Raw genomic sequence first — 25356 nt, forward strand, 5'->3', positions numbered from 1 at the left:
CTGCCTCGGTCGCGTCAGCGCGCGTTTCCGCCGGTCGCGGGCTCCTTCACCGACAGCGGCAGCAGCTTCTTGCCCGTCGGGCCGATCTGGATGTCGAGGTCGAGCTGCGGGCACACGCCGCAGTCGAAGCACGGGGTCCACCGGCAGTCCTCGACCTCGGTCTCGTCGAGGGCGTCCTGCCAGTCCTCCCAGAGCCAGTCCTTGTCGAGGCCGGAGTCGAGGTGGTCCCAGGGCAGGACCTCCTCGTAGGTGCGCTCGCGGGTGGTGTACCAGGCGACGTCCACGCCGAACTGCGGCAGGGTCGCCTCGGCGGCCTGCATCCAGCGGTCGTAGGAGAAGTGCTCGCGCCAGCCGTCGAAGCGGCCGCCGCCCTCGTAGACCGCCCGGATGACAGCGCCGACACGGCGGTCACCGCGCGAGAGCAGGCCCTCGACGATGCCGGGCTTGCCGTCGTGGTAGCGGAAGCCGATGGAGCGGCCGTACTTCTTGTCGCCGCGGATCTTGTCGCGGAGCTTTTCGAGGCGGGCGTCCGTCTCCTCCGCCGACAACTGCGGGGCCCACTGGAAGGGCGTGTGCGGCTTGGGGACGAAACCGCCGATGGAGACCGTGCAGCGGATGTCGTTCTGACCGGAGACCTTGCGGCCCTCGGCGATGACGTTGACCGCCATGTCGCCGATCTGGAGCACGTCCTCGTCGGTCTCGGTCGGCAGACCGCACATGAAGTACAGCTTCACCTGCCGCCAGCCGTTGCCGTAGGCCGTGGAGACGGTCCGGATCAGGTCCTCTTCCGAGACCATCTTGTTGATGACCTTGCGGATGCGCTCGCTACCGCCCTCGGGGGCGAAGGTCAGGCCCGAGCGGCGGCCGTTGCGGGTCAGCTCGTTGGCCAGGTCGATGTTGAAGGCATCGACGCGGGTGGAGGGGAGGGACAGGCCGATCTTGTCCTCCTCGTACCGGTCGGCGAGGCCCTTGGCGATGTCGCCGATCTCGGTGTGGTCCGCGGAGGACAGCGACAGCAGGCCGACCTCCTCGAATCCCGTGGCCTTCAGGCCCTTGTCCACCATCTCGCCGATGCCGGTGATGCTTCGCTCCCGTACGGGACGCGTGATCATGCCGGCCTGGCAGAAGCGGCAGCCGCGGGTGCAGCCACGGAAGATCTCGACCGACATCCGCTCGTGGACGGTCTCGGCCAGGGGGACGAGCGGCTGCTTGGGGTAGGGCCACTCGTCGAGGTCCATGACGGTGTGCTTGGAGACCCGCCACGGGACGCCGGAGCGGTTGGGGACGACCCGGGAGATCCGGCCGTCGGCCAGGTACTCGACGTCGTAGAACTTGGGGACGTAGACGCTGCCGGTCTTCGCGAGACGGAAGAGCAGCTCGTCGCGGCCGCCGGGGCGGCCCTCGTTCTTCCAGGTGCGGATGATCTCGGTGATCTCCAGCACCGCCTGCTCGCCGTCGCCGACGACCGCGCAGTCCAGGAAGTCCGCGATCGGCTCCGGGTTGAAGGCCGCGTGGCCGCCCGCGAGGATCAGCGGGTGGTCCTCGGTGCGGTCCTTGACCTCCAGGGGGATACCGGCGAGGTCCAGGGCGGTGAGCAGGTTGGTGTAGCCCAGTTCGGTGGAGAAGGAGACGCCGAGCACGTCGAAGGCCGAGACGGGGCGGTGCCCGTCCACCGTGAACTGCGGGACGTTGTGCTCGCGCATCAGCGCTTCGAGGTCCGGCCACACGCTGTAGGTGCGCTCGGCGAGGACGCCCTCCTGCTCGTTGAGGACCTCGTAGAGGATCATGACGCCCTGGTTGGGCAGGCCGACCTCGTAGGCGTCGGGGTACATGAGCGACCAGCGGACGTCGCAGCTCTCCCACGGCTTGACGGTGGAGTTCAGCTCACCGCCGACGTACTGGATGGGCTTTTGCACATGCGGGAGCAGAGCTTCGAGCTGCGGGAAGACCGACTCGGACATCTCGAACCTTCGTGAGCTGGGCAGGGCGATTCTCAAGCGTAACCCGGACGGCGCCACCCCCCGTACGGCGTAGCCCTCCGTGCGGGCCCCGCTACCACTTCCCCGGTGGCACCGCCTTCGCCCACACCGTCGGCAGCTCGCGCTCGCGCTCGGCGGCCAGCGCCTCCTCGCGGCCGTAGAGGAGGCCGAAGGTGAAGGCGGGCTCGCCGGCGAGGTGGGCCTGGGTGGCCAGCTCGCGCAGCGCGGTGCGGGCCACCACGCTGTCCTGGTGGTCGCCGAGCACCTGCTGGACACGCTTGGTGCGCCGGGCGAACTTCTTCGCGGGCCCGCCCAGCACCGGGCGGGCCGCCTCCGCCGCATAGCGCAGGCGCTTGGCCGCCTTGCGGGCGCTGTGCAGCGCCTCGTCGCGGGCGCGTCCGGCGGGGGTCTCCAGCGCCGTCTCGACGCGGTCGGCGAGCCGGGCGTAGTCCTTCAGTACGGCCTTGACCAGGACCTCCGGCGCGGGCAGCGCGGCGGCCCGGCGCAGCGGCGGGTCGGCGCGCAGCGCTTCCAGGGCGCGCAGCAGCTCCAGATAGCGGTCGCCGTCCAGGACGGCGAGCACCTCGCGCCGCGAGCCCAGGCGGCGGCGTTCGGACCACAGGCGCAGCCGGGCGGAGACCGGGCCGAACCGCAGCGGCCGGGGCACCTGCGCCAGCGCGGACCACAACCGGGCGGTGAGCACCTCGCGGTCCCGGTCGATGCCCAACTCCGCGGCCAGCCACTGGAGTTCGAGGCCGAGGGGGCGGGTGGCGGAGCGGTCGAGGACCGCGGTGTAGGAGCGGAAGGCGCTGCGCAGCCGGCGGGTGGCCACCCGCATCTGGTGGACGGAGTCGGGCAGGTCGCGGCGGACGGCGGGGTCCAGTGCGGCGACGGCGCGGATCTGCTCGTCGACGTAGCGCAGGACGGCGTCCCCGGCGGTGCGCGGCCGGCGGCCGTGCCGCGGGTGCGGGGATCCGCCGGCCAGGCCCGTCTCGGTCAGCGCCCGGGCCAGTTTCGAGGGCGCGGCGGCGGGCCGTACCCCCGCCGCGGTCAGCTCGCGGCCGACCGCGTCGAGGAGGGCCGCATCGCCCTCCCCCGTCAGCTCCACCTCGATCTCGTGCCAGCGGGCCTCCTCGCCGCTGCCGTCGGCGCGGGCCGCGCGCACCGCGTCCTGGGCAAGTTCGGCGAGCGGGGTGCCGTCGGCGGCCTGGAGGAGGCGGGCGGTGCGGCGGGTCCGCAGCCGGATGAGGGGTACGAGCTCGTGGCCGAGCGTGCGGGAGCGGACGAGGGCGGTCAGCTGCGGCGGCGGGGCGTCGGTGGGCGGGGCGCCCGGGGCGAGCGGCATCCGGACCTCGTCGCGGATCCCGAGCGCGACCGGCAGCTTCAGATGCCAGCCCGCGTCGTCCCCGCCGGTGCGCCGGCGCAGGGTGATGCCGTCGGCGGCGAGTTTCTGGTCGGCGGTGTCGTAGTAGGTGGCGTCCAGTTCCGCCACGCCCCGCTCGACGACGGCCGCGACCCGGTCCAGCGCGGTCAGGTCGGGCAGCGGTGTCGCGTCGGTGGCCTCGTATTTCCGCTCGATTTCCCGCACGGTGTCCGCCATGCCTCGAATCTAGCCATGTCGCCGACGGGCGACCAGCCGTCCGGCAGCCTGCGCGCGGACGGGGCCCGGACCGGGTGGTCCGGGCCCCGTCCGCAGGGCGTCCACAGGACGTCTCAGCGCGATGCCGACACCGGGCGCTGCACCCGGATCGACTGAAGCAGTCCTATGGCGATCCACACGGCGAACATCGAGGTGCCGCCGTAGGAGACAAAGGGCAGCGGGAGGCCGGTGACGGGCATGATGCCGAGCGTCATGCCGACGTTCTCGAAGGCCTGGAAGGAGAACCAGGCGATGATGCCGGCGGCGACGATGGTGCCGTAGAGCTCGGAGGTCTCGCGGGCGATCCGGCAGGCGCGCCACAGGACGACGCCCAGCAGGAAGATGATCAGGCCCGCGCCGAGGAAGCCGAGTTCCTCACCGGCGACGGTGAAGATGAAGTCCGTCTGCTGTTCGGGGACGAACTGGCCGGTGGTCTGGCTGCCGTGGAAGAGGCCGGAGCCGGTCAGTCCGCCGCCGCCGATGGCGATGCGGGCCTGGTTGGTGTTGTAGCCGACACCGGCCGGGTCGAGGCTCGGGTTGGCGAAGGCGGCGAAGCGGGCGATCTGGTACTGGTCGAGCAGACCGAGCTGCCAGATGGCGACGCAGCCGACGACGCCGGTGCCCAGCAGGCCCAGGATCCAGCGGTTGGAAGCGCCGGAGGAGAGCAGGACGGCGAGGATGATGGCGCCCAGCACCATGACCGAGCCGAGGTCGGGCATGAGCAGGATGATGCCCACCGGGATGGCGGCGAGGCCCAGGGCCTGGACGACGGTGCGGTGGTCGGGGTGCTGGCGGTCGCCGGCGTCCACGCGGGCGGCGAGGATCATCGCCATGCCCAGCGCGATGGTGATCTTGGTGAATTCGGCGGGCTGGAGGGAGAAGCCGCCGGGGATCGCGAGCCAGGAGCGCGAGCCGTTGATGGTGGCGCCCAGAGGGGTCAGCACCATCAGCGCGAGGAGCACCGACAGGCCGTAGAGGATCGGGATCGCGCCGCGCAGCGTGCGGTGGCCGAGCCAGATCGTGCCGACGGCCATGGCCAGGCCGATGCCGAGGTTGAGCAAGTGGTGCAGGAAGAAGAAGTACTCGTCGCCGTGGTTGAGCTCGGTGCGGTTGCGGGTGGCCGAGAAGACGAGGACCGCGCCCATCAGGGACAGCACCAGGGAGGACAGCAGCAGTATCCAGTCGAGCCGGCGCACGACCGAGTCGCGGGCGGTGAGCTTGTCCCAGGTGCCCCGGTCGGGGGTGTAACGGCGGACGGAGAACGTCTTGGACGCGGGGCTGGTCACTGCGGGCTCCCCGAGGGGGACGGCTTCGGCTTGGGCGGGTTGTACGGCTTGATGGCCTGGGCGTCGATCGTGCCGTCGTCCTCGATCGTGGGCAGCTTGGCCTCCGGGTGCGGGAGCAGTGCGGCCTTCTTGTCGATGTCGCCCTTGTCGGTGACGCCGTAGAGGGCGTCGTAGATCTTGCGTACGGCGGGACCGGAGGCGCCGGAGCCCGTACCACCCTGGGCGATCGTCATCACGATCGTGTAGTCCTTGGTGTACGTGGCGAACCACGACGTCGTCTGCTTGCCGTAGACCTCGGCGGTACCGGTCTTGGCGTGCATCGGGATCTTCTTCTGCGGCCAGCCCTGGAAGCGCCAGGCGGCGGTGCCGCGGGTGGCCACACCGGCCAGCGCATTGTCGATCTGCTGGATGGTGCCGGGGCTGTCGGGCAGCCTGCCGTGCGACTGGGGCTTGATCATGCGGATGTGCTTGCCGTCGGGGCTGATGATGGCCTTGCCGACGGTCGGGTTGTAGAGGGTGCCGCCGTTGGACAGGGCGCCGTAGATGGTGGCCATCTGGATCGGTGTGACGAGGGTGTCGCCCTGGCCGATGGAGTAGTTGACCGAGTCACCGGCGCGCATCTTCATACCGGATTCGCAGTTCTCCTTGGCGATCTTGGAGACATAGTCGTTGGCGTGCTTGCCCTGGGCGCACCAGCTGTCCTTGTTGGCCTGCCAGTAGTTCTTCTTCCACTGGCGGTCGGGGATGCGGCCCTTGACCTCGTTGGGCAGGTCGATGCCGGTCTCCTTGCCGAGGCCGAACTGGTGGGCGGTCTTGTAGAACCAGTCCGCGGGGTCCTTCTTGGGCTTGTTGCCGCCGTCCTTCTGCCACTGCTGGTAGGCCAGCCCGTAGAAGACGGTGTCGCAGGAGACCTCCAGCGCGCGGCCCAGGCTGATCGGGCCGAAGTTCTCCGACTCGAAGTTCTTGAAGGTCTGGCCGCCGATGTTCATGGAGCTGGTGCAGGGGTAGTGCCCGTTGAACGGGTATCCGGCGTTGACCGCGGCGGTGGTCGAGATGACCTTGAAGATGGAGCCGGGGGCGGCCTGGCCCTGGATGGCGCGGTTGAGCAGCGGGTAGTTGGACTTCTTGCCGGTCAGATGGGCGTAGTCCTTGCCGGAGATGCCGCCGACCCAGGCGTTGGGGTCGTAGGCGGGGTTGGAGGCCATCGCCACGACCCGGCCGGTCTTGGCCTCCATGACGACGACGGCGCCGGAGTCGGCCTTGTAGTGGGTGCCGGTGTTCTTGTCGACCTCGTTGCGGGCGTCCTTCATCGCCTGGTTGAGCTCTTTTTCGGCGACGGACTGGACGCGGGCGTCGATGCTGGTGACGACGTTGTCGCCGGGCACCTGCCGGTCGCTCTTGGCCTTGCCGATGACCCGGCCGAGGTTGTCGACCTCGTAGCGGGTGACGCCGGCCTTGCCGCGCAGATCGCTGTCGTAGGTCCGCTCCAGCCCGGAGCGGCCCACCATGTCGGAGCGCAGCAGCGGCGAGCGACTGTTCTTGGCCTTCTGGATCTCCTCGTCGGTGACCGGGGAGAGATAGCCCAGCACCTGGGCGGTGTTGGCGCCCACGGGGGCGGCGTAGCGGCGTACGGCGGTGGGCTCGGCGCTGATGCCGGGGAAGTCCTCGCTGCGCTCGCGGATCTGGAGGGCCTGCTGGGTGGTGGCCTCGTCGGTGATCGGGATCGGCTGGTAGGGGGAGCCGTTCCAGCAGGGCTGCGGGGTCTTGGCGTCGCACAGCCGGACCTTGTTGCGGATCTCCTGCTCGGACATGCCCAGCACGTTGGAGAGCCGGCCGAGGACGGCCTTGCCGTCGTCCTTCATCTTCAGCAGATCGGTACGGCTGGCGGAGACGACCAGACGGGTCTGGTTGTCGGCCAGCGGTACCCCGCGGGCGTCGAGGATGGAGCCGCGGGTGGCCGGTTCGACGACCTGCTGGACGTGGTTGGACCGGGCCTCGTTGGCGTACTCCTGGCCGTTGCGGATCTGGAGGTACCACAGCCGCCCGCCGAGGGTGAGCAGCAGCGAGAAAACCAGGATCTGGATCGCGATGAGACGGACGGTGACCCGGGAGGTCCGGCCCGTCTCAGGAATGTTACTCATGGCGCGAAGCGCCTCCTTGAGGGGTGGTGGCCGGGCGACGGGTGGGCGTTGCTCACAGCGCCCCCACTGCCCGTCCGTTGGCCGATCGCTCCGCCCCTGTGCCGTGTGCCCCGTTCACAGCCGCTTGACCCCCTTGAGCCGGCCGGCCTTCTTCAGGCTGGTGCGTCCGGCCTTGAAGCCGCTGCCGCTGCTCAGCCAGCCGTAGGCGGGCTCGCGGCCCGCCGAGCCGCCGGAGCCGTCGGCGGCCAGCGGATCGTTGTCCGTACGGCGGGCGACGGCCATCACCAGCGGCACGACGAACGGCGCCAGCAGCAGGTCGTAGAGGGTGGCGCTGAGCAGCAGTCCGACCAGGCCGACGTGCCGGGCGGCGGTGTCGCCGACCAGCGCGCCGACGCCCGCGTACATCATCGTCGAGCCGATGGCGGCGCCGATGACGACCATCAGGGGGACGGTCGCCGAGCGGTGCTGGCCGGAGTCGGGCCGGGTCAGCCCGGCGGCGTAGCCGATGACACAGAGCACCAGCGCATAGCGGCCGATGGCGTGGTCGGAGGGCGGGGCGAGGTCGGCGAGCAGTCCGGCGCCGAAGCCGACCAGACAGCCGCCGACGTGGCCGTAGACCAGCGCCAGGGCGAGGACGACCAGCAGCAGCAGGTCCGGCACGGCGCCGGGCAGCTGGAGCCGGGCCAGCACGCTGACCTGGATGACCAGGGAGACGACGACCAGCGGGGTCGCGAGCAGGATCCGGTTGATGCGCATCGGTCAGCTCCTGGGAGAAGCGCTCGCGGAGGGGGTGGCCGTGACGGTGACCGTCGGCGCCGGCTTGGGCTTGGCCGGTTTGGGCGGCAGGACGGTGTCGCGCGGGTCCTCACGGGGCGGCTGGACGACGACGCCGACGACGTCGAGCTGGGAGAAGGAGACGAACGGCCGGACCTGGAGGGTGCGGGTCAGATCGCCGTTGGACGGGTCGACCCGCACGACCTTGCCGACCGGCACGCCGGGCACGAACGGTTTGTCGGCGCTGGAGCCGAAGGTGACCAGGCGGTCGCCCTTCTTGACGGCGGCCTTGCCGTTGAGCAGCTGGACGCGCAGCGAGCGCCCGCCCTGGCCGTTGGCGAAGCCGATTTCGTTGGTCTTCTCCATGCGGGTGCCGACGGTGAAGTCGGGGTCGTTGGCCAGCAGGACCGTGGAGGTGTCGGCGCCGACGGTGGTGACCCGGCCGACCAGACCGTCTCCGTTCAGGACGGTCATATCGCGGGCGATGCCGTCGCGGCTGCCGGCGTCGATGGTGACGGTCCAGGAGAAGCCCTGGGCCGCGCCGATGGCGATGACCTGGGCGCCCTTGATGCCGTACTGGCCGGTGCCGGCGGTCTTGAGCATCTTGTCGAGCTGGGCGGCGCGGCTGCGGTTGCGGTCGGAGGAGCCGAGTTTGGCCTTGAGGGCGGCGTTCTCGCGCTCCAGACGGGCGATGCGGTTGTGCCGTTCCCCGGAGTCGCGTACGGCGCCGACGGCGTTGCCGATCGGGCTGACGATGCCGGCGATGCCGTTCTCGACGGGGCCGAAGGCGGAGGCGGCGGCTTGCCGGGCACCATCGAGCGGGGACTGTTCACCGCCGCGAATATCGACCGTGATCAGCGCGAACGCGATCGCGACCAGCAGCACCAGCAGCAGCCGGCTCTCTCGTGTGTCCCTCACGTGCGGCGGCCGTGTCCTTCCTCGTAGGACCGGCCGGCTGCGGGCCCGCGCCGGTCTCATTCGGGAGTTGAGCGTTGTGCCTGTCTGAGCAGTGGCGGCTGACGTGGCGTCAGTACGCCGTATGTGCCGGGAGGCGGTGCCTGCCGGGGGTTGTTGAGCTGTGCGGAAACGTGGTGCCTGTGTGGCAACGATTCAGCGGATCGATCGGGTACTGCCGGTGGTGCCCGATCCCGCGGCGCGCCGGGCGGCGCGCCGCGGGCACATCCGGCACCGGGACGTCTACCTGCGCGGCTGGGAGTCCAGGACCTGCTGGAGCGCCTCGAACTCCTCGACGCACTTGCCGGAACCGAGCGCGACGGAGTCGAGCGGGTCCTCGGCGATGTGGATGGGCATTCCGGTCTCGCGGCGCAGCCGCTCGTCGAGGCCGCGCAGCAGGGCGCCGCCTCCGGTGAGCACAATGCCGCGATCCATGACATCTCCGGACAACTCCGGCGGGCACTTGTCGAGGGTCGTCTTGACCGCGTCGACAATGGAGTTGACCGGCTCCTCGATGGCCTTGCGGACCTCGGCGGCCGAGATCACCACGGTCTTGGGAAGCCCGGAGACCAGGTCGCGGCCGCGGATCTCGGTGTGCTCGTCCTGCTCGAGGTCGTAGGCCGAACCGATGGTGATCTTGATGCTCTCGGCGGTGCGCTCGCCCAGCAGAAGGCTGTACTCCTTCTTGATGTGCTGGATGATCGCGTTGTCGAGTTCGTCGCCGGCCACCCGGATGGACTGGGCGGTGACGATCCCGCCGAGCGAGATGACGGCGACCTCGGTCGTCCCGCCGCCGATGTCCACGACCATGTTGCCGGTGGCCTCGTGGACCGGCAGGCCCGAGCCGATCGCCGCGGCCATCGGCTCCTCGATGATGTGCACCTGGCGCGCACCGGCCTGGGTGGACGCCTCGATGACCGCGCGGCGCTCAACTCCGGTGATCCCGGAGGGAACACACACGACCACCCGCGGGCGGGCCAGATAGCGCCGCTTGTGGATCTTGAGGATGAAGTAGCGGAGCATCCGCTCGGTGATCTCGAAGTCGGCGATGACGCCGTCCTTCAGGGGCCGTACGGCGACGATGTTGCCGGGCGTGCGCCCGATCATCTTCTTGGCCTCGGCGCCCACGGCGAGGATGCCGCCGGTGTTGGTGTTGATGGCCACGACCGAAGGCTCGTTGAGGACGATGCCGCGGCCCCTGACGTACACCAGCGTGTTGGCGGTCCCGAGGTCGACAGCCATGTCACGGCCGATGAACGACATGTTGTTCCCCATGAGGATACGTCTGGCCTTCCCAACTGGAGCGAATGCTTACTTGAGGTCGGCAGGAGGTGATGCGCTGAATGACGCGGAGGCTCCATCGTAGTCTTGTCGCGCCACCCGCTCGAACACGGTGGAGCCCAGAGCGTCATTGTCAGCCGTACACGCACCCGCCCCCCTTAATGGTGACGTCGTGTCGCGGGGATGCGTTCCCCCGATCGAGTCGCATATGCCAAGGGGTGACCGATGATTCCATCGGTCACCCCAGGTCACAAGGGCTGTACGCGTGTTGGCGCGTCAGGAAATGCCAGGAAAGAAAATCTTGATCTCGCGCTCCGCGGACTCTTCGGAATCCGAGGCGTGGATCAGATTCTCTCGGGTGATCGTGCCAAAGTCCCCACGAATGGACCCACTCGGTGCGGCAATCGGGTCAGTCGGCCCGGCCAGCGCGCGGATGCCCTCGATGACGCGCTCCCCCTCGACGACGAGCGAGACGACCGGACCGGACGCCATGAAGGCGACCAGCGGCTCGTAGAACTCCCGGCCCACGTGCTCGGCGTAGTGCTGCTCCAGGAGGGCCCGGTCGAGCGTGCGCAGCTCCATCGCGGCGATCGTCCAACCGGCCTTCTTCTCGATCCGGCCGATGATCTCGCCGACCAGGCCGCGGCGGACCGCATCGGGCTTGAGAAGAACGAGCGTGCGCTGGCTCACGGAGGGGCTCCTTGTATACGTCAAATAGATCAGCGGTGCACCGAGGCTACAGGGCGCATCCGGCGCACCACGCCGGCCCCCGGACCGGCCGCACGCTCACCCGGCGGCGGCCGCCCGCGCCCTGGCGTCGTCCACCTTGCGGCCGTAGTGGACCGAGGCCCACCACAGGGCCGTGAAGACCGCGCCGAGGAAGAACATCGTGGGGATGACGAAGCCGCTGGCGATCAGGGCGATTTGGAGGGCCCAGCCCAGCTGGACGCCGCCGGGGCGGCTCAGCATCCCGCACAGCAGCAGGCTGACCAGCATCGCGATGCCGCACACGAGCCACACCGTGGTCGTCGGCACCCCGCTGAGCTGCATGGCGACCAGCCCCGCGAAGCCGATCACGAAGAACTCACCGATCAGGGTGCTTGCACACAGGGTCCGCATCGTTCAGCCCCTCCCGAGCAGCAGTCGGGCCTCGCCGACCGTGATGACGGAGCCGGTCACCAGCACACCCGCGCCGGAGAACTCGCCCTCCTCCTCGGCGAGGGTGATCGCCGCCTCCAGCGCATCGTCGAGCCGCGGCTCGACCTGGACCCGCTCGGCGCCGAAGACCTCCACGGCGATGGCGGCCAGGTCATCGGCGTCCATCGCGCGCTCGCTGGAATTACGGGTCACCACGACCTCGGCGAAAATCGGCTCGAAAGCCTCCAGTACGCCTCGCACGTCCTTGCCCTCGCTGGTGCCGACGACCCCCACCAGGCGGCTGAAACCGAATGCCTCGGTGACCGCCTCGGCCGCCGCCTGCGCGCCGGCGGGGTTGTGCGCGGCGTCCAGCACGACCGTGGGGCTGCGCCGGACGACCTCCATCCGGCCCGGCGAGGAGACCGCGGCGAACGCGGAACGGATGGTGTCGATGTCGAGCGTGCGGGCGTGGTCCGAGCCGACGCCGAAGAACGCCTCCACCGCGGCGAGCGCCACCGCGGCGTTGTGCGCCTGGTGGGCGCCGTACAGCGGCAGGAAGACCTCCGGGTACTCACCGCCCAGCCCGCGCAGCGTCAGCATCTGGCCGCCGACCGCGACCTCCCGCGAGAGCACCCCGAACTCCATGCCCTCACGGGCGACCGTGGCATCCACCTCGACCGCGCGCTTGAGCATCACCGCCGCGGCGTCGACCGGCTGCTGGGCCAGCACGACCGTGGCGTCCTTCTTGATGATCCCGGACTTCTCGCCGGCGATCTGCTCGGGCGTCTCGCCCAGCCGGTCGGTGTGGTCCAGCGAGATCGGGGTGATCACGGCGACATCGCCGTCGATGACGTTCGTGGCGTCCCAGGTGCCGCCCATGCCGACCTCGACGACCGCGACATCCACCGGGGCGTCCGCGAAGGCGGCGTACGCCATCGCCGTCAGCACCTCGAAGAAGGACAGGCGGTACTCCTGCCGGGAGTCGACCATCTCCACATACGGGGCGATGTCCCGGTAGGTCTCGATGAACCGCTCGGCGGAGATCGGCGCGCCGTCCAGACTGATCCGCTCGGTGACCGACTGGACGTGCGGGCTGGTGTAGCGGCCGGTGCGCAGCTCGAAGGCGCCGAGCAGGGCCTCGATCATGCGGGCCGTGCTGGTCTTGCCGTTGGTGCCGGTGATGTGGATGGACGGGTAGGCGCGGTGCGGGGCGCCCAGGATGTCCAGCAGCGCCACTATCCGCTCGACCGACGGGTCGAGCTTGGTCTCGCCCCAGCGCCCGGCCAGCTCCGCCTCGACCTCGCGCAGCGCACGGTCGACCTCGGGGTCGGCGGGCCGGGCGGGGACGGCGTCCCCCTGCGGCGGCCCGGCCTGCGCGCGCAGCGTTCGGCTGCCGGCTTCGATCACGGCCAGGTCGGGATCGCGATTCGTCTCGGCCTCGACCAGTTCGTCGAAGGTGTCGGACGGCTCGGGGCTGCCATTCGGCTCGGGGGCGGTCGGGTCGGGGTCGTCGTTTCGGGGGCGCTCGCTCACGACGACAAGTCTACGAGGGACCACCGACAGCGTTCGCGCCGCGCCGCCCGCGCGGCATCGCCCCAGGACAGACCGGCCGCGGACCGGCACACACCGCGGCGGGGCGGGGAGCCGGCGCCGCCACTACGACAGCGCCGCCTTCATCATGGCCCGGGCCACCGGCGCCGCCAGCCCGTTGCCCGAGACCTCGTTGCGCGCCGCATGCCCGTCCTCGACCATCACGGCGACCGCCACCTGCCGCCCCGCACCGTTCTGCGCATACGAGACGAACCAGGCATAAGGCGTACCACTGTTGTCGACGCCGTGCTGGGCGGTACCGGTCTTCCCGCCGACCGTCAGTCCGTCGATCTTCGCGCCGGATCCGGTGCCCTTGTCCACGACCGTCTGCATCGCCGACCGCAGCTGCGCGGCGGTGTGCGCGGAGATGGCCCGGCCCTCACCGTAGGTCTTCGGACCGTACTGCTGGACCGTGTTGCCACCGCCGTCGGTGAGCTTGTCCACCAGCTGCGGGGTCTTCAGCTCGCCGCCGTTGGCGATCGCCGAGGCGACCATCGCCATCTGGAGCGGCGTCGCCTGGTCGTTGAACTGGCCGATCCCCGACAGCGCGGTCTGCGCGGAGTCCATGCCCTTGGGATAGACGCTCTTGGCGGCCCGCACGGGCACGTCCACCTTGCCGTCGTCGAACCCGAACTTCTCGGCCTGCGCCGCCACCTTGTCCTGCCCCAGATCAGCGGCGATCTTCGCGAAGACGGTGTTGCAGGAGTACTGGAGCGCGGTGCGCAGGGTGGCGTTCTCGCAGGGCGCGGAGGCGTTCTCGTTGTGCAGCGTGGTGCGGGTGTGCGGGAGGGTGTACGGGTCGGGGCTGTCGGTGGGCTCGTCCACCGAGGAGTACAGCCCGTTCTCCAGGGCGGCCGCGGCGACCACCAGTTTGAAGGTCGAACCGGGCGGCAGCGCCTGGCGCAGCGCGCGGTTCACATTCGGCCGGTCGGCATCCTTCGCCATCGCCTGCCACGCCTTCTGATCGGCCGCGGCGGACCCGGAGAACGTGCCCGGGTCGTACGAGGGCGTGCTGACCATGCCCAGGATCCGCCCGGTCTTCGGGTCCAGCGCGACCGCCGCGCCCTTCTTGTCCCCGAGCGCCCGGTATCCGGCCTTCTGTACCGCAGCATCGATGGTGGTGGCCACATCGCCGCCCTTGGCTCGCCGGTGCAGCACCGCGTCGGCGGGGCTCTGGAGTCGGCCGTCGGAGCCGTCGAGCAGATCGCCGTAGAGGCTCTCCAACTGGTTGCTGCCGAAGATCTGGGACGTGAATCCGGTCACGGGGGCGTACAGCGGGCCGTCCTTGTACGTGCGCTTGTACTTCAGCGTGGACGAGGTAGCCGCCGATCCGGTCACCGGCTCCCCGTCGACCAGGATGTTGCCCAGCGGCGCCGCGTACTTCCCGATCGTCACCCGCGGATTGTGCGGGTCGCCCATGTAGTCACTAGCCTTTGCGCCCTGGATCCAGGTCGCCCAGCCCATCAGGGCGAGGATCAGGGCGAGGCAGAAGACCGAGACCCGTCGCAGCGGTGTGTTCATGGGGCGCGGCTCCTCGGGACGGTCGGTTCGGCCGGAACGTCGGCATTCCGGTCCACCGTGCCCGTCCTTCATGAGAGCGCAATGAGAGCGCCATGAAAGTGCCTCGCTCGTACGGAATGGCTTGTACGGGACAACTGAGCGGCGCGTTTCCCCCTCTTTCACGGCGGGCTCTCCCCCGGAGGGGTGTGGACGCGTGGACACACCGAGCGGAAGACAGGAGCGACGACGGGTGCCGGCCATCAGCCAGCGGATGCATTTGGTGCTGCTCACCGCCTGGACCGTCCTGTGGTTCGCGGTGGTCGAACCGCACGGCGGCTTCTCCTGGCACTATCTGCGCACCGGCGGCGAGCTGATCTACCAGGCCGGCGCGGGCGACGGCACGGGCGGCCTCAACCTCTACGCCCATCACCCCGAGCTCCAGATGGGCCCGCTCAGCTTTCTGACCGCGGGCCTGTTCAACCCGTTCCCCGAGGCCACCGGCCAGTTCCTCGCCGCGGCCCTGATGTCGCTGCTCGGGCTGGTCATCGTCGTCCTGGCGGGCCGCAGCGCCGCCTACCACTTCCTGGGCACCGGCACCAACCACCAGCGGCTGCGGCAGCGCGTCCTGATCGCCGGGCTGGCGTTCATCCCCATGTGGATCGAGGTCGCGGTCCGCTTCGGCCATCTCGACGACGTCCTGGCGCTGTTCTTCACCTGCCTCGCGGTACGGGCCCTGACCCTCGGCAACGCCGCCCTGACCGGCGCCTTCATGGCCCTCGCCATGGACTCCAAACCGACCGCGCTGGCCTTCCTCCCCCTCCTGCTCGCCCTGCCCAGGGACAAGTGGCTGAAGGCCGGCCTGTGGTGCGCGGGCCTGGTGGCCGTCGCCTGGCTGCCGTTCTTCCTCGGCGACCCGCAGACCGTGTCCGCCGCCAAGTTCGCCATCCCCAACCACCCGGCGTCCGCGCTGCGCTGGCTGGGTGTCGCCGATCCGGAAACCCCCGGCTGGGACCGCCCCGCCCAGGCCGCCCTGGGCCTCGCCCTCGGATCCTTCGCCGTCTGGCGCGGCCGCTGGCCGGCGGTGGTCCTGCTCGGCGCCAACGCCCGCATCGCCCTCGACCCCAGCGTCTACACCTACTACACCGCGTCCGTCCTGCTCGGCACCCTGCTCTGGGACGTCATCGGCCAGCGCCGCCTGGTCCCCTGGTGGAGCTGGCTGGCCCTGCTGGTCCTCTACGGCAGCGTCTTCGCCGTCCCCGACGACTCGGCCCGCGGCCTGATCCGGCTGGCCTTCGTGGCGGTCTCGACGGCGATCGTGCTGTGCGCGCCGGTACGCGAACGGGGGCAGCGGGGACGACGGGGCGGGCGGGGCGGCCGGGGACGGCGCAGGCCCCCCGCCCATACGGACGAGGGGCCTGCGACGAGCTCTGGGGACGGAAGCCCTGGGGCCGGAAGCCCTGGGGCCGGAAACCCTGAGGACGGTGCTACGCCTTGGGCAGAGCCGCCAGCTGCGCGGTGATCCGGACGATGTCCGCCTCCGCGGCCGCCAGCCGGCCGCGAATCTTGTCCACGACCTTCTCCGGCGCCTTGGCGAGGAACGCCTCGTTGCCGAGCTTGCCGTCGGCCTGCGCCTTCTCCTTCTCGGCCGCCGCCAGATCCTTCGTCAGCCGCTTGCGCTCCGCCTCGACATCGATCGCCCCGGACAGGTCCAGTGCGACCGTCGCCCCCGCGACCGGCAGTGAGGCCGTGGCGCTGAAGTCCTCACCGGCCGGCTGGAGCCGCAGCAGCGAGCGCATCGCGGCCTCGTGCGCCGCCAGCGCCGTACCCGACAGATCCAGCCGCGCCGGAACCTTCTGCCCCGGCTGGAGCCCCTGGTCGGACCGGAAGCGCCGGACCTCGGTGACGACCTGCTGAACGGTCTCGATCTCCTTCTCGGCGGCCGCGTCGCGGAAGCCGGAGTCGGTCGGCCACTCGGCGATGACGAGCGACTCCCCGCCGGTCAGCGTCGTCCACAGCGTCTCGGTGACGAACGGGACGATCGGGTGCAGCAGCCGCAGCGTGACGTCCAGGACCTCGCCCAGCACCCGCCGCGAGGCATCGGCCGCCGGGCCGCCCGCCATGAACGTCGTCTTCGACAGCTCGACGTACCAGTCGAAGACCTCGTCCCAGGCGAAGTGGAAGAGGGTGTCCGACAGCTTGGCGAACTGGTAGTCGTCGTAGTACGCGTCCACCTCGGCGACGACGGAGTTCAGCCGCGACAGGATCCACCGGTCGGTCGCCGACAGCTGCTCGGCGGGCGGCAGTTCGCCCTCCACCGTGGCGCCGTTCATCAGCGCGAAGCGCGTCGCGTTCCAGATCTTGTTGGCGAAGTTACGGGACCCCTGGACCCAGTCCTCGCCGATCGGGACGTCGACACCCGGGTTGGCGCCGCGGGCCAGCGTGAACCGGACCGCATCCGATCCGTACGCGTCCATCCAGTCCAGCGGATTGACCGCATTCCCGAACGACTTGGACATCTTCTTGCCGAACTGGTCACGAACCATGCCGTGCAGCGCGATGGTGTGGAACGGCGGGGTGCCGTCCATCGCGTACAGCCCGAACATCATCATCCGGGCGACCCAGAAGAAGAGGATGTCGTAGCCGGTGACCAGCACGGAGTTCGGATAGAACTTCTCGACGCTCGGCGTCTGCTCGGGCCAGCCGAGAGTGGAGAACGGCCACAGGCCCGACGAGAACCACGTGTCGAGAACGTCGGTGTCCTGGTGCCACCCCTCGCCGGTGGGCGCCTCGTCCTCGGGTCCGACGCAGACGACCTCACCGTTCGGCCCGTACCAGACCGGAATCCGGTGGCCCCACCACAATTGGCGGGAAATGCACCAGTCGTGAAGGTTGTCCACCCAGCCGAAGTACCGCGACTCCATCTCCTTGGGGTGGATCGCGACCTTGCCGTCACGGACCGCGTCGCCGGCCGCCTTCGCCAGCGGGCCGACCTTGACCCACCACTGCATCGACAGCCGCGGCTCGATGGTGGTCTTGCAGCGCGAGCAGTGGCCGACGGAGTGGGTGTACGGGCGCTTCTCCGAGACGATCCGGCCGTCGGCGCGCAGCGCACCGACGATCGCGGAACGGGCCTCGAAGCGGTCCAGCCCCTGGAAGGGGCCGTGCGCCGTGATGACGCCCCGCTCGTCGAGAACGGCCAGGCTGGCCAGATCGTGGCGCCGCCCGATCTCGAAGTCGTTGGGGTCGTGCGCCGGGGTGACCTTGACCGCACCCGTACCGAACTCCGGGTCGACGTGCTCGTCCGCGACGACCGGAATCCGGCGGCCGGTGAGCGGCAACTCGATCTCGGTGCCGACGAGATGGGCGTAGCGCTCGTCCTCGGGGTGGACGGCGACGGCCGTGTCGCCCAGCATCGTCTCGGCGCGGGTCGTCGCGACGACGATGGACGCGTCGCCCTCCCCGTACCGGATCGACACCAGCTCACCGTCGTCGTCCTGATACTCCACCTCGATGTCCGAGATGGCGGTCAGACAGCGCGGGCACCAGTTGATGATGCGCTCGGCGCGGTAGATCAGCTCGTCGTCGTAGAGCCGCTTGAAGATGGTCTGGACGGCCTTGGACAGGCCCTCGTCCATGGTGAACCGCTCACGCGACCAGGCGACGCCGTCGCCGAGGCGGCGCATCTGACCGCTGATCTGCCCACCGGACTCGTTCTTCCACTGCCAGACCCGCTCGACGAACGCCTCGCGGCCGAGGTCGTGCCGCGAGACACCCTCCTTGGCGAGCTCGCGCTCGACGACGTTCTGGGTGGCGATACCGGCGTGGTCCATGCCCGGCTGCCAGAGCGTCTCGTAGCCCTGCATCCGCTTACGACGCGTGAGCGCGTCGATGAGGGTGTGCTCGAAGGCATGCCCCAGATGCAGGGAGCCGGTGACGTTCGGCGGCGGGATGACGATCGTGTACGGCGGCTTCTCGCTCTTCTCGTCCGCCTCGAAGTAGCCCCGCTCTACCCAGCGCTCGTACAGCGGCCCCTCTACATCGGCCGGCGTGTACTGAGTCGGCAGTTCGGGGGCGCTGTGGTTGCTCTGCTGAGTGTTCTCGGTCACGACCGACAGTGTACGGGCGCGTATGTCGCAGCTTCGAATCGGTTTCGCCCCCGGGGCACCGGCTGTCAGCGGCGTCGTACAGGATGTTCGCAGCGCATAAACATCACATGCGGGCAGCACACAGACGTCGGCTGCCACAGTTGTTACGAGGGGAACCGCTCCATGAGCTACAACCAGCCGCCACCCGGACCGTACGGACAGCAGCCTCAGCAGCCCGGCCCGTACGGCCAGCAGCCGCAGCCGCCGGCCCCGCAGCCCGGCTACGGCTACCCGCAGCAGGGCGGCCAGGTGCCCCCGCAGCAGGGCGGCTACGGCTACCCGCAGCAGCAGCCCCCGCAGCCCGGCTACGGCTACCCCCAACAGGGCGCCCAGCCCGCCTACGGCCAGCAGACCCCGTACGGCGCCATCCCCCAGGGCCCGCCGGAGAGCGGCGGCAGCGGCAAGAAGGTCGGCCTGATCATCGGCGCGGTGGCTGTTGTGGCGGCGATCGGGGTGGGGGCTTACTTCGTGTTCGGGTCGGGGGGTGGCGGCAATGTGAAGCCGTACACGATCTCGCTGCCGGACTCCCTGCTGAACGGGCAGTACACCAAAGAGGCCGGCTTGCCCAGCACCCCCGCGGACGCCTCCAGCGACAAGCAGGCCAAAGCCCTGGGGATCACCGAGGGCAAGAGGGTGACGGGTCGCTACAAGACGCCCAGCAAGGCGGGCGTGGGCATTACGGGCTACTACGGAAAGGTCGCGAACCCGGAAGGCGCCGTTGACCAGCTCTTCGCCCAAGTCGAAGACAACATGAAGAAGAACATGGGGACCGAGAGCCTCAAGGTCGAAACCGTCGACAGTGCAACGTCGTACTCGCCGGACAACTTCGACGGCGGAGCGCTGAAGTGCGCGAAGTACAAGGTCTCGGGCAGTGAGCACGGCGTGGAGATGTCCTTCAACCTCACCTCTTGCGCCTGGGGAGACAGCAGCGCCGTCGGTTCGGTCGCGTTCATGCCTGCAATGGGGCCCACAGGAGTCACCGAACAGGCTCCTGAGGGCGACGCCGCGGCCGACAAGACCGCCAAGATCCGCCAGGAAGTCCGCAAGGAGAAGTAGCGCTTCCCAGCGGCCGACCGACCACGAAAGGGCCCTCGACGGGCATCCCGTCGAGGGCCCTTCGCCTGCCCTGCGCGTGAAGCGACGGATCCGGCAGAAAATTGACCAGAACATTACGGATGCCCCAAATGGAGCCTCATGGGGCAGTAGCTTGATCGACGATCGATCGAAAGCCACCGCGGCTTTCCGACCCAAGGGGGGATTCCCATGCGCAAGGTAGTGCGCCGCATAGCGGCAGCCACCGCAACAGTGCTGGCAGGCGCCGCGCTTCCACTCGTCGCCACCGCGCCGGCCCACGCCGACACCTACAAATGCGCGTCGTACCTGCACGCGCACGGGTACACAATCGGGCCTAAGGTTTCACGCGAGTGCAACCTCGCGGATAGCGAGCCCGGGGCGATTGGAAAGGCGGCAGCCATAAACAGCTGCTATATCGACCTGTTGGCCTTGGGCGTCAAAGGTCAGGACGCGAACACGGCGTGCAATCTCAGCTGGTGAACCGCTGACCCGCCCCGCCAACCACAAGAACAGCCCGGCAGCGACTTCGCTGCCGGGCTGTTCCGTTGGTCGCTATGAGCAGCGCACTACGCACTCTTCTCCTGCGGCTCCCCCGACTCCCCCCGGTTCCGGGGAACGAGGGTCGGGTTCACGTTCGAGTGAACGACGTCCGCCGTGATGACGACCCGTGCGACGTCCTTGCGGGACGGGACCTCGTACATGGCGGAGGACAGGACCTCTTCCATGATGGCGCGCAGGCCGCGGGCGCCGGTGCCGCGGAGGATGGCCTGGTCGGCGATGGCCTCCAGGGCCGGGCGGTCGAAGTCGAGCTCGACGCCGTCGAGTTCGAAGAGGCGCTTGTACTGCTTGACGAGCGCGTTACGCGGCTCGACCAGGATCTGGAGGAGCGCCTCACGGTCGAGGTTGTGGACGGAGGTGAGGACGGGGAGGCGGCCGATGAACTCGGGGATCATCCCGAACTTGACCAGGTCCTCGGGCATGACCTCCTGGAGCTGGTCCTTGGACTCGATCTCCCGCTTGGACCGGATGGTGGCGCCGAAGCCGATGCCCTTGGCGCCGGACCGGGCCTCGATGATCTTCTCCAGGCCGGCGAAGGCGCCGCCCACGATGAACAGGACGTTCGTCGTGTCGATCTGGATGAATTCCTGGTGCGGGTGCTTCCGGCCACCCTGCGGCGGGACGGAGGCGGTGGTGCCCTCCAGGATCTTGAGCAGGGCCTGCTGGACGCCCTCGCCGGAGACGTCCCGCGTGATCGAGGGGTTCTCGCTCTTGCGGGCGACCTTGTCGATCTCGTCGATGTAGATGATGCCGGTCTCGGCCTTCTTGATGTCGAAGTCCGCGGCCTGGATGAGCTTGAGGAGGATGTTCTCGACGTCCTCGCCGACGTAGCCGGCCTCGGTCAGCGCCGTGGCGTCGGCGAAGGCGAACGGGACGTTGAGCATCCGGGCGAGGGTCTGCGCCAGCAGCGTCTTGCCGGAGCCCGTGGGGCCGAGCAGCAGGATGTTGGACTTGGCGAGCTCGATGCCCTCGTCGCCGCGGCCGCCGCCGTTCTCGCCGGCCTGCACCCGCTTGTAGTGGTTGTAGACGGCGACCGACAGCGCCTTCTTCGCGGGCTCCTGGCCCACCACATAGCCGTTGAGGAACTCGTAGATCTCCCGCGGCTTGGGGAGCTCCTCCCAGCGCACCTCGGAGGTCTCGGCGAGCTCCTCCTCGATGATTTCGTTACAGAGATCGATGCACTCGTCGCAGATGTACACACCAGGTCCCGCGATGAGCTTCTTCACCTGCTTCTGGCTCTTTCCGCAGAATGAGCACTTGAGCAGGTCGCCGCCGTCACCGATGCGTGCCACGAGGTGCTTCCCCTTCGCCTGGGATCCGCATTGCTCAACGGACCCGGGTGCTTGCCTATCGACGGTACCTTGCCGGGACCCCCGTACGGGCCCCCCTTGGACGGACTCGGTTCACTCGTTCCGGCCCGTTCCAAGGGGGCAGCCACTCCGGCTCATTTCGCGAAGATCGCGAGCGGGCCACGGGCAGGTCATGAGCGAGTCATGAGCCGCCCACGAGGTCGCCCCGGTCGGCCGCTCCGCTCAGACGGAGACGGACGACTTCCGCGTCGAGACGATCTGGTCGACCAGACCGTACGCGAGCGACTCCTCCGCGGTCAGAATCTTGTCGCGCTCGATGTCTTCGCGGATCTTCTCGATGGGCGTGCTGGAGTGCTTGGCCAGCATGTCCTCGAGCTGCGAACGCATCCGCTGGATCTCGCGGGCGGCGATCTCCAGGTCGGAGACCTGGCCGCGGCCGGTCTCGCTGTAGGGCTGGTGGATCAGCACCCGGGCGTTGGGCAGCGCCATCCGCTTGCCGGGCGTACCGGCGGCCAGCAGCACCGCGGCGGCCGAGGCGGCCTGGCCCATGCACACCGTCTGGATGTCCGGCTTGACGAACTGCATGGTGTCGTAGATGGCCGTCAGCGCCGTGAAGGAGCCACCGGGGGAGTTGATGTAGATGGAGATGTCCCGGTCCGGGTCCATCGACTCCAGGCACAGCAGCTGCGCCATGACGTCATTGGCGGACGCGTCGTCGATCTGCACGCCGAGGAAGATCACCCGCTCCTCGAAGAGCTTCGCGTACGGGTCGTACTCGCGCACGCCCTGCGAGGTGCGCTCGACGAAGCGCGGGACGATGTAGCGGGACTCGGCGCGCATGCCGGAGAACTCGGCCTGGGCGCGCTCGTGGAGGCCGCTTCCGGGGAAGTTGTTCATCTAGGGGTTCACCGTCCTGGTGGCGATAAAGGCTGGGGGTCTGCTACGGGGCGTGTACGGCCGGGGGTCAGGCCCCGGTGCCGCCCCCGCCCGGAACGCCGGCGGCGGAGGGCATGACCTCGTCGATGAGGCCGTACGCCTTGGCCTCCTCGGCGCTGAACCAGCGGTCGCGGTCGGCATCCATGGTCCACTGCTCCAGCGTCTGGCCGGTGTGCTGGGCGGAGAGCTCGCCCAGGCGCTTCTTCGTACGGAGCAGCTGATCGGCGTGGATCTTGATGTCCGAGGCCGAACCGGCCAGGCCCGCGGAGGGCTGGTGGATGAGGATCTCGGCGTTCGGCAGCGCGAAGCGCTTGCCCGGGGTGCCGGCGCTCAGCAGGAACTGGCCCATCGAAGCGGCCAGGCCCATCGCGATCGTCACCACGTCGTTCTTGATGTACTGCATGGTGTCGTAGATCGCCATACCGGCCGTGACCGAACCGCCCGGACTGTTGATGTAGAGGTAGATGTCCTTGTCCGGGTCCGCGGCCAGGAGAAGCAGCTGCGCGGTGATCTTGTTGGCGATGTCGTCGTCGACCGGCTGGCCGAGGAAGATGATCCGCTCGCCGAGCAGCCGGTTGTAGACCTGGTCGCCGAGGCCACCGAAGGTCGGCTCAGCGGCGGCGGAAGGCATCGGGATCGTCACGTGTCCACCTGCTCGTTGTCGGACGGTTCGCGACCGTCTCAGCGTCGTCTGCCGGGGCGCGGGGATCGGCGCCGTATGCTGCCCGGCGCGGTTTCAGGGACTCCCCTGCCCTCGTATCTACGGACCCTAACGCGCAGGTCGGACAACGCCATCCCGCATTGAGAACTGTTCGCTGTGAGCGCAGGCTCACCGGTCGGGTATGACGCCGGTATGACCGGCCCGCGGCGCGGTTCCGGTGCCCGCACGGCAACGGGCCCGAACACGCTTGCGTGCGCGTTCGGGCCCGTACGTATCAGTGCCGTGCGACGGCCGGGGCTCAGGCCTCGGTCGACTCGTCGGCCGCGGGCTTGTCCTCGGTGCCCTCGGCCTCGGCGACGACGGTCTCGGCGACCTCGGTCTCGTCCTCGTCCTCCAGGTCGATGACCTCACCGTTGGTGTCCTTGACCGTGGCGGCCTCGACGACGACCGCGAGGGCCTTGCCGCGGGCGACCTCGCCGACGAGCATCGGCACCTGGCCGCCCTCGACGACGGCCTGGGCGAACTGGTCGGGGGACATGCCGGAGGACTGCGCGCGGCGCATGAGGTGCTCGGTGAGCTCCTCCTGGCTGACGTTCAGCTTCTCCTTGTTGACCAGCTCATCGAGGATGAACTGGGTCTTGATGCCCTTCTCGGCCTGCTCCTTGGTCTCGGCGTCGAACTCTTCCTCGGTCTTGCCCTGGATCTCCAGGTACTTCGCGAGGTCGAGGCCCATCTGGCCGAGCTGGTGGTGCTCCAGGTTGTGCTTGCGGGTCTGGATCTCGTCCGCGAGCAGCTTCTCCGGCATCGGCACCTCGACGAGCTTGAGCAGCTCGTCCAGGACCTTCTCCTGCGCCTGGGTGGCCTGGTCGTACTTCTTCATCTGCTCGAGGCGCTTGCGGCTGTCCGCCTTGAGCTCGTCGAGGGTGTCGAACTCGCTGGCCAGCTGCGCGAAGTCGTCGTCCAGCTCGGGCAGTTCGCGCGACTTGACCTCGGTGACCTCGACGGTGACCTCGGCCTCCTTGCCCTGGGCGGAGCCGCCCTTGAGCTCGGAGGTGAAGGTGGCCTTGCCGTTGGCCTCCAGGCCCTTGACCGCGTCGTCGATGCCGTCCAGCAGCTCACCGGAGCCGACGGTGTAGTTGACGCCCTGGGCGACACCGTCCTCCAGGACCTCGCCGTCGACCTTGGCCTCGAGGTTCACGGTCAGGACGTCGCCGTCCTGGGCGGCGCGCTCGACCGGGGCGGTGGTGGCGAAGCGCTCACGCAGCTGCTCCACGGACTTGTCGACGTCCTCGTCCGAGACCTCGACGGCGTCGACCTCGACCTCGATACCGGAGTAGTCCGGGATCTCCAGGGCCGGGCGGATGTCGACCTCGGCGGTGAAGGCCAGCAGCTCGCCGTCCTTCAGCTCGGTGATGTCGACCTCGGGCTGACCGAGGACGTTGAGCTCACCCTCGTTGACGGCCTCGGTGTAGAACTTCGGGAGCGCGTCGTTGACGGCCTCCTCCAGCACGGCGCCACGGCCGAACCGCTGGTCGATGACCCGGGCAGGGATCTTGCCCTTACGGAAGCCCTTCACCGTGACCTGCTGGTTGATCTTCTTGTACGCCGCGTCGAGGCTGGGCTTGAGCTCCTCGAAGGGCACCTCGACAGTGAGCCGAACCCGGGTCGGGTTCAGGGTCTCCACGGCGCTCTTCACGGTTCGGTCTCCTTGGGGCTGACTTCTGGGGTTTTGCCGAAGATCTTCCGGGCCCGCTCATTCGCGGCCCGGCCGATCACGCCCGGATACAGAGACACACGGGCGCGCAGCTTGCATAGTAACCGCAGGGAGGATGACGCCCACAACGCGATCTTGAATGGGCGGGCGGTGGGCCGACGAGGGGCCACCGGTGGCAACCGATGAGGCGTCGTCGCGCGGGTGAAGGGGGGCGAAGGAGAGCCTTCGCCCGGCCGAGGTTTCGGCTGGATCGTGCTGGTCGGGGTGGCCGGATTCGAACCGACGACCTTCCGCTCCCAAAGCGGACGCGCTACCAAGCTGCGCCACACCCCGTCGGTGCGACACGTAGGGTACATGGCTGCCGGCCGTACGGCTGCCAGATATCGGGACAACGGATCCGGCCGGCGGGCGACGGGAATGCGGTGTGCGGCGGACCGCCCTGACCCGCTACGATGCACAGCGTGCCGCGGTCGGTGACCGGTGGCGCTTGCGGGCGTAGCTCAATGGTAGAGCCCCAGTCTTCCAAACTGGCTACGCGGGTTCGATTCCCGTCGCCCGCTCGCAGAAGGAACCCCAGGCCCGGTGGTCTGGGGTTCTTTGCGTTGGTTCGTTGGGTTGGCTCGTGGCGTGGGTTCGCTGCGTTGGTTCTTTGCGTCGTACGGGGTTTTGGGCGCGCC

The 25356-nt window shown here is 69.3% G+C and carries 19 protein-coding genes and 2 tRNA genes; 4 read left to right on the forward strand and 17 right to left on the reverse strand.

Features of this window, described 5'->3' with window-relative positions:
- Positions 1-14: 14 nt before the first annotated feature.
- From B1H19_RS14975 to B1H19_RS15025, 11 genes are all read right to left on the reverse strand, one after another.
- Complete coding sequence (locus B1H19_RS14975) at positions 15-1961, reverse strand: TIGR03960 family B12-binding radical SAM protein (RefSeq protein WP_083105220.1); 1947 nt, start codon at positions 1959-1961, stop codon at positions 15-17.
- Between the two features lie 91 nt (positions 1962-2052).
- A complete protein-coding gene (locus tag B1H19_RS14980; protein WP_083105221.1) occupies positions 2053-3579 on the reverse strand; it encodes a CYTH and CHAD domain-containing protein in 1527 nt (508 codons plus the stop codon).
- A 113-nt stretch (positions 3580-3692) separates the two neighbouring features.
- The gene (gene rodA, locus B1H19_RS14985) at positions 3693-4904 is read right to left on the reverse strand and encodes a rod shape-determining protein RodA (protein WP_083105222.1); all 1212 of its coding nucleotides are present in this window, start codon (positions 4902-4904) and stop codon (positions 3693-3695) included.
- A complete protein-coding gene (gene mrdA, locus B1H19_RS14990; protein ID WP_083105223.1) occupies positions 4901-7045 on the reverse strand; it encodes a penicillin-binding protein 2 in 2145 nt (714 codons plus the stop codon). Before mrdA ends, rodA begins: the two co-directional genes overlap by 4 nt.
- Positions 7046-7159: 114 nt before the next feature.
- A complete protein-coding gene (mreD, locus tag B1H19_RS14995) occupies positions 7160-7801 on the reverse strand; it encodes a rod shape-determining protein MreD (RefSeq protein WP_083105224.1) in 642 nt (213 codons plus the stop codon).
- Positions 7802-7804: 3 nt separating this feature from the next.
- On the reverse strand, positions 7805-8737 hold the full coding sequence (gene mreC / locus B1H19_RS15000; RefSeq protein WP_083105225.1) for a rod shape-determining protein MreC: 933 nt from the start codon (positions 8735-8737) through the stop codon (positions 7805-7807).
- A 279-nt stretch (positions 8738-9016) separates the two neighbouring features.
- The gene (locus B1H19_RS15005) at positions 9017-10036 is read right to left on the reverse strand and encodes a rod shape-determining protein (protein ID WP_003985182.1); all 1020 of its coding nucleotides are present in this window, start codon (positions 10034-10036) and stop codon (positions 9017-9019) included.
- Between the two features lie 294 nt (positions 10037-10330).
- On the reverse strand, positions 10331-10744 hold the full coding sequence (gene ndk, locus B1H19_RS15010; RefSeq protein ID WP_083105226.1) for a nucleoside-diphosphate kinase: 414 nt from the start codon (positions 10742-10744) through the stop codon (positions 10331-10333).
- A 96-nt stretch (positions 10745-10840) separates the two neighbouring features.
- Complete coding sequence (locus tag B1H19_RS15015) at positions 10841-11173, reverse strand: DUF4233 domain-containing protein (RefSeq protein ID WP_083105227.1); 333 nt, start codon at positions 11171-11173, stop codon at positions 10841-10843.
- 3 nt (positions 11174-11176) lie between these two features.
- A complete protein-coding gene (gene folC / locus B1H19_RS15020; RefSeq protein WP_083105228.1) occupies positions 11177-12724 on the reverse strand; it encodes a bifunctional tetrahydrofolate synthase/dihydrofolate synthase in 1548 nt (515 codons plus the stop codon).
- A gap of 123 nt (positions 12725-12847) precedes the next feature.
- Positions 12848-14302 (reverse strand): peptidoglycan D,D-transpeptidase FtsI family protein, encoded by a 1455-nt coding sequence (locus B1H19_RS15025; RefSeq protein WP_083105229.1) that lies wholly within the window; start codon positions 14300-14302, stop codon positions 12848-12850.
- Positions 14303-14552: 250 nt separating this feature from the next.
- Here B1H19_RS15025 and B1H19_RS15030 point away from each other — a divergent pair, with 250 nt between their 5' ends.
- Positions 14553-15800 carry a hypothetical protein gene (locus B1H19_RS15030; protein ID WP_083109651.1) on the forward strand — a complete coding sequence of 416 codons (1248 nt, stop codon included), beginning with the start codon at positions 14553-14555 and terminating at the stop codon, positions 15798-15800.
- Here the strand turns inward: B1H19_RS15030 and B1H19_RS15035 are convergent.
- A complete protein-coding gene (locus B1H19_RS15035; RefSeq protein ID WP_083105230.1) occupies positions 15766-18387 on the reverse strand; it encodes a valine--tRNA ligase in 2622 nt (873 codons plus the stop codon). The two genes, B1H19_RS15030 and B1H19_RS15035, sit on opposite strands and share 35 nt — an antisense overlap.
- 162 nt (positions 18388-18549) lie before the next feature.
- Between B1H19_RS15035 and B1H19_RS15040 the strand changes: the two genes are divergently transcribed.
- Both B1H19_RS15040 and B1H19_RS38665 read left to right on the forward strand, forming a co-directional pair.
- Positions 18550-19482, forward strand: a complete 933-nt coding sequence (locus tag B1H19_RS15040) for a hypothetical protein (protein ID WP_083105231.1) — start codon at positions 18550-18552, stop codon at positions 19480-19482.
- Between the two features lie 207 nt (positions 19483-19689).
- Positions 19690-19980 (forward strand): hypothetical protein, encoded by a 291-nt coding sequence (locus tag B1H19_RS38665; protein ID WP_159028059.1) that lies wholly within the window; start codon positions 19690-19692, stop codon positions 19978-19980.
- Positions 19981-20066: 86 nt separating this feature from the next.
- On the opposite strand, the gene clpX is transcribed toward B1H19_RS38665, so the two are convergent.
- The 5 genes from clpX to B1H19_RS15065 form a co-directional block, all read right to left on the reverse strand.
- A complete protein-coding gene (clpX, locus tag B1H19_RS15045) occupies positions 20067-21350 on the reverse strand; it encodes an ATP-dependent Clp protease ATP-binding subunit ClpX (protein WP_083105232.1) in 1284 nt (427 codons plus the stop codon).
- 240 nt (positions 21351-21590) lie between these two features.
- Positions 21591-22265, reverse strand: coding sequence for an ATP-dependent Clp protease proteolytic subunit (locus tag B1H19_RS15050; RefSeq protein ID WP_083105233.1), 675 nt, complete (start codon positions 22263-22265; stop codon positions 21591-21593).
- Positions 22266-22332: 67 nt separating this feature from the next.
- Positions 22333-22935 carry an ATP-dependent Clp protease proteolytic subunit gene (locus B1H19_RS15055; protein ID WP_203237343.1) on the reverse strand — a complete coding sequence of 201 codons (603 nt, stop codon included), beginning with the start codon at positions 22933-22935 and terminating at the stop codon, positions 22333-22335.
- A 328-nt stretch (positions 22936-23263) separates the two neighbouring features.
- Positions 23264-24661, reverse strand: a complete 1398-nt coding sequence (gene tig / locus B1H19_RS15060) for a trigger factor (protein WP_083105235.1) — start codon at positions 24659-24661, stop codon at positions 23264-23266.
- A 274-nt stretch (positions 24662-24935) separates the two neighbouring features.
- Positions 24936-25012: transfer RNA gene (locus B1H19_RS15065), tRNA-Pro, on the reverse strand.
- A 156-nt stretch (positions 25013-25168) separates the two neighbouring features.
- Here B1H19_RS15065 and B1H19_RS15070 point away from each other — a divergent pair.
- Positions 25169-25239, forward strand: a tRNA-Gly gene (locus B1H19_RS15070).
- Positions 25240-25356: the final 117 nt, after the last annotated feature.

Source organism: Streptomyces gilvosporeus (assembly GCF_002082195.1).
In the GTDB taxonomy this organism is placed as follows: Bacteria; Actinomycetota; Actinomycetes; order Streptomycetales; family Streptomycetaceae; genus Streptomyces; species Streptomyces gilvosporeus.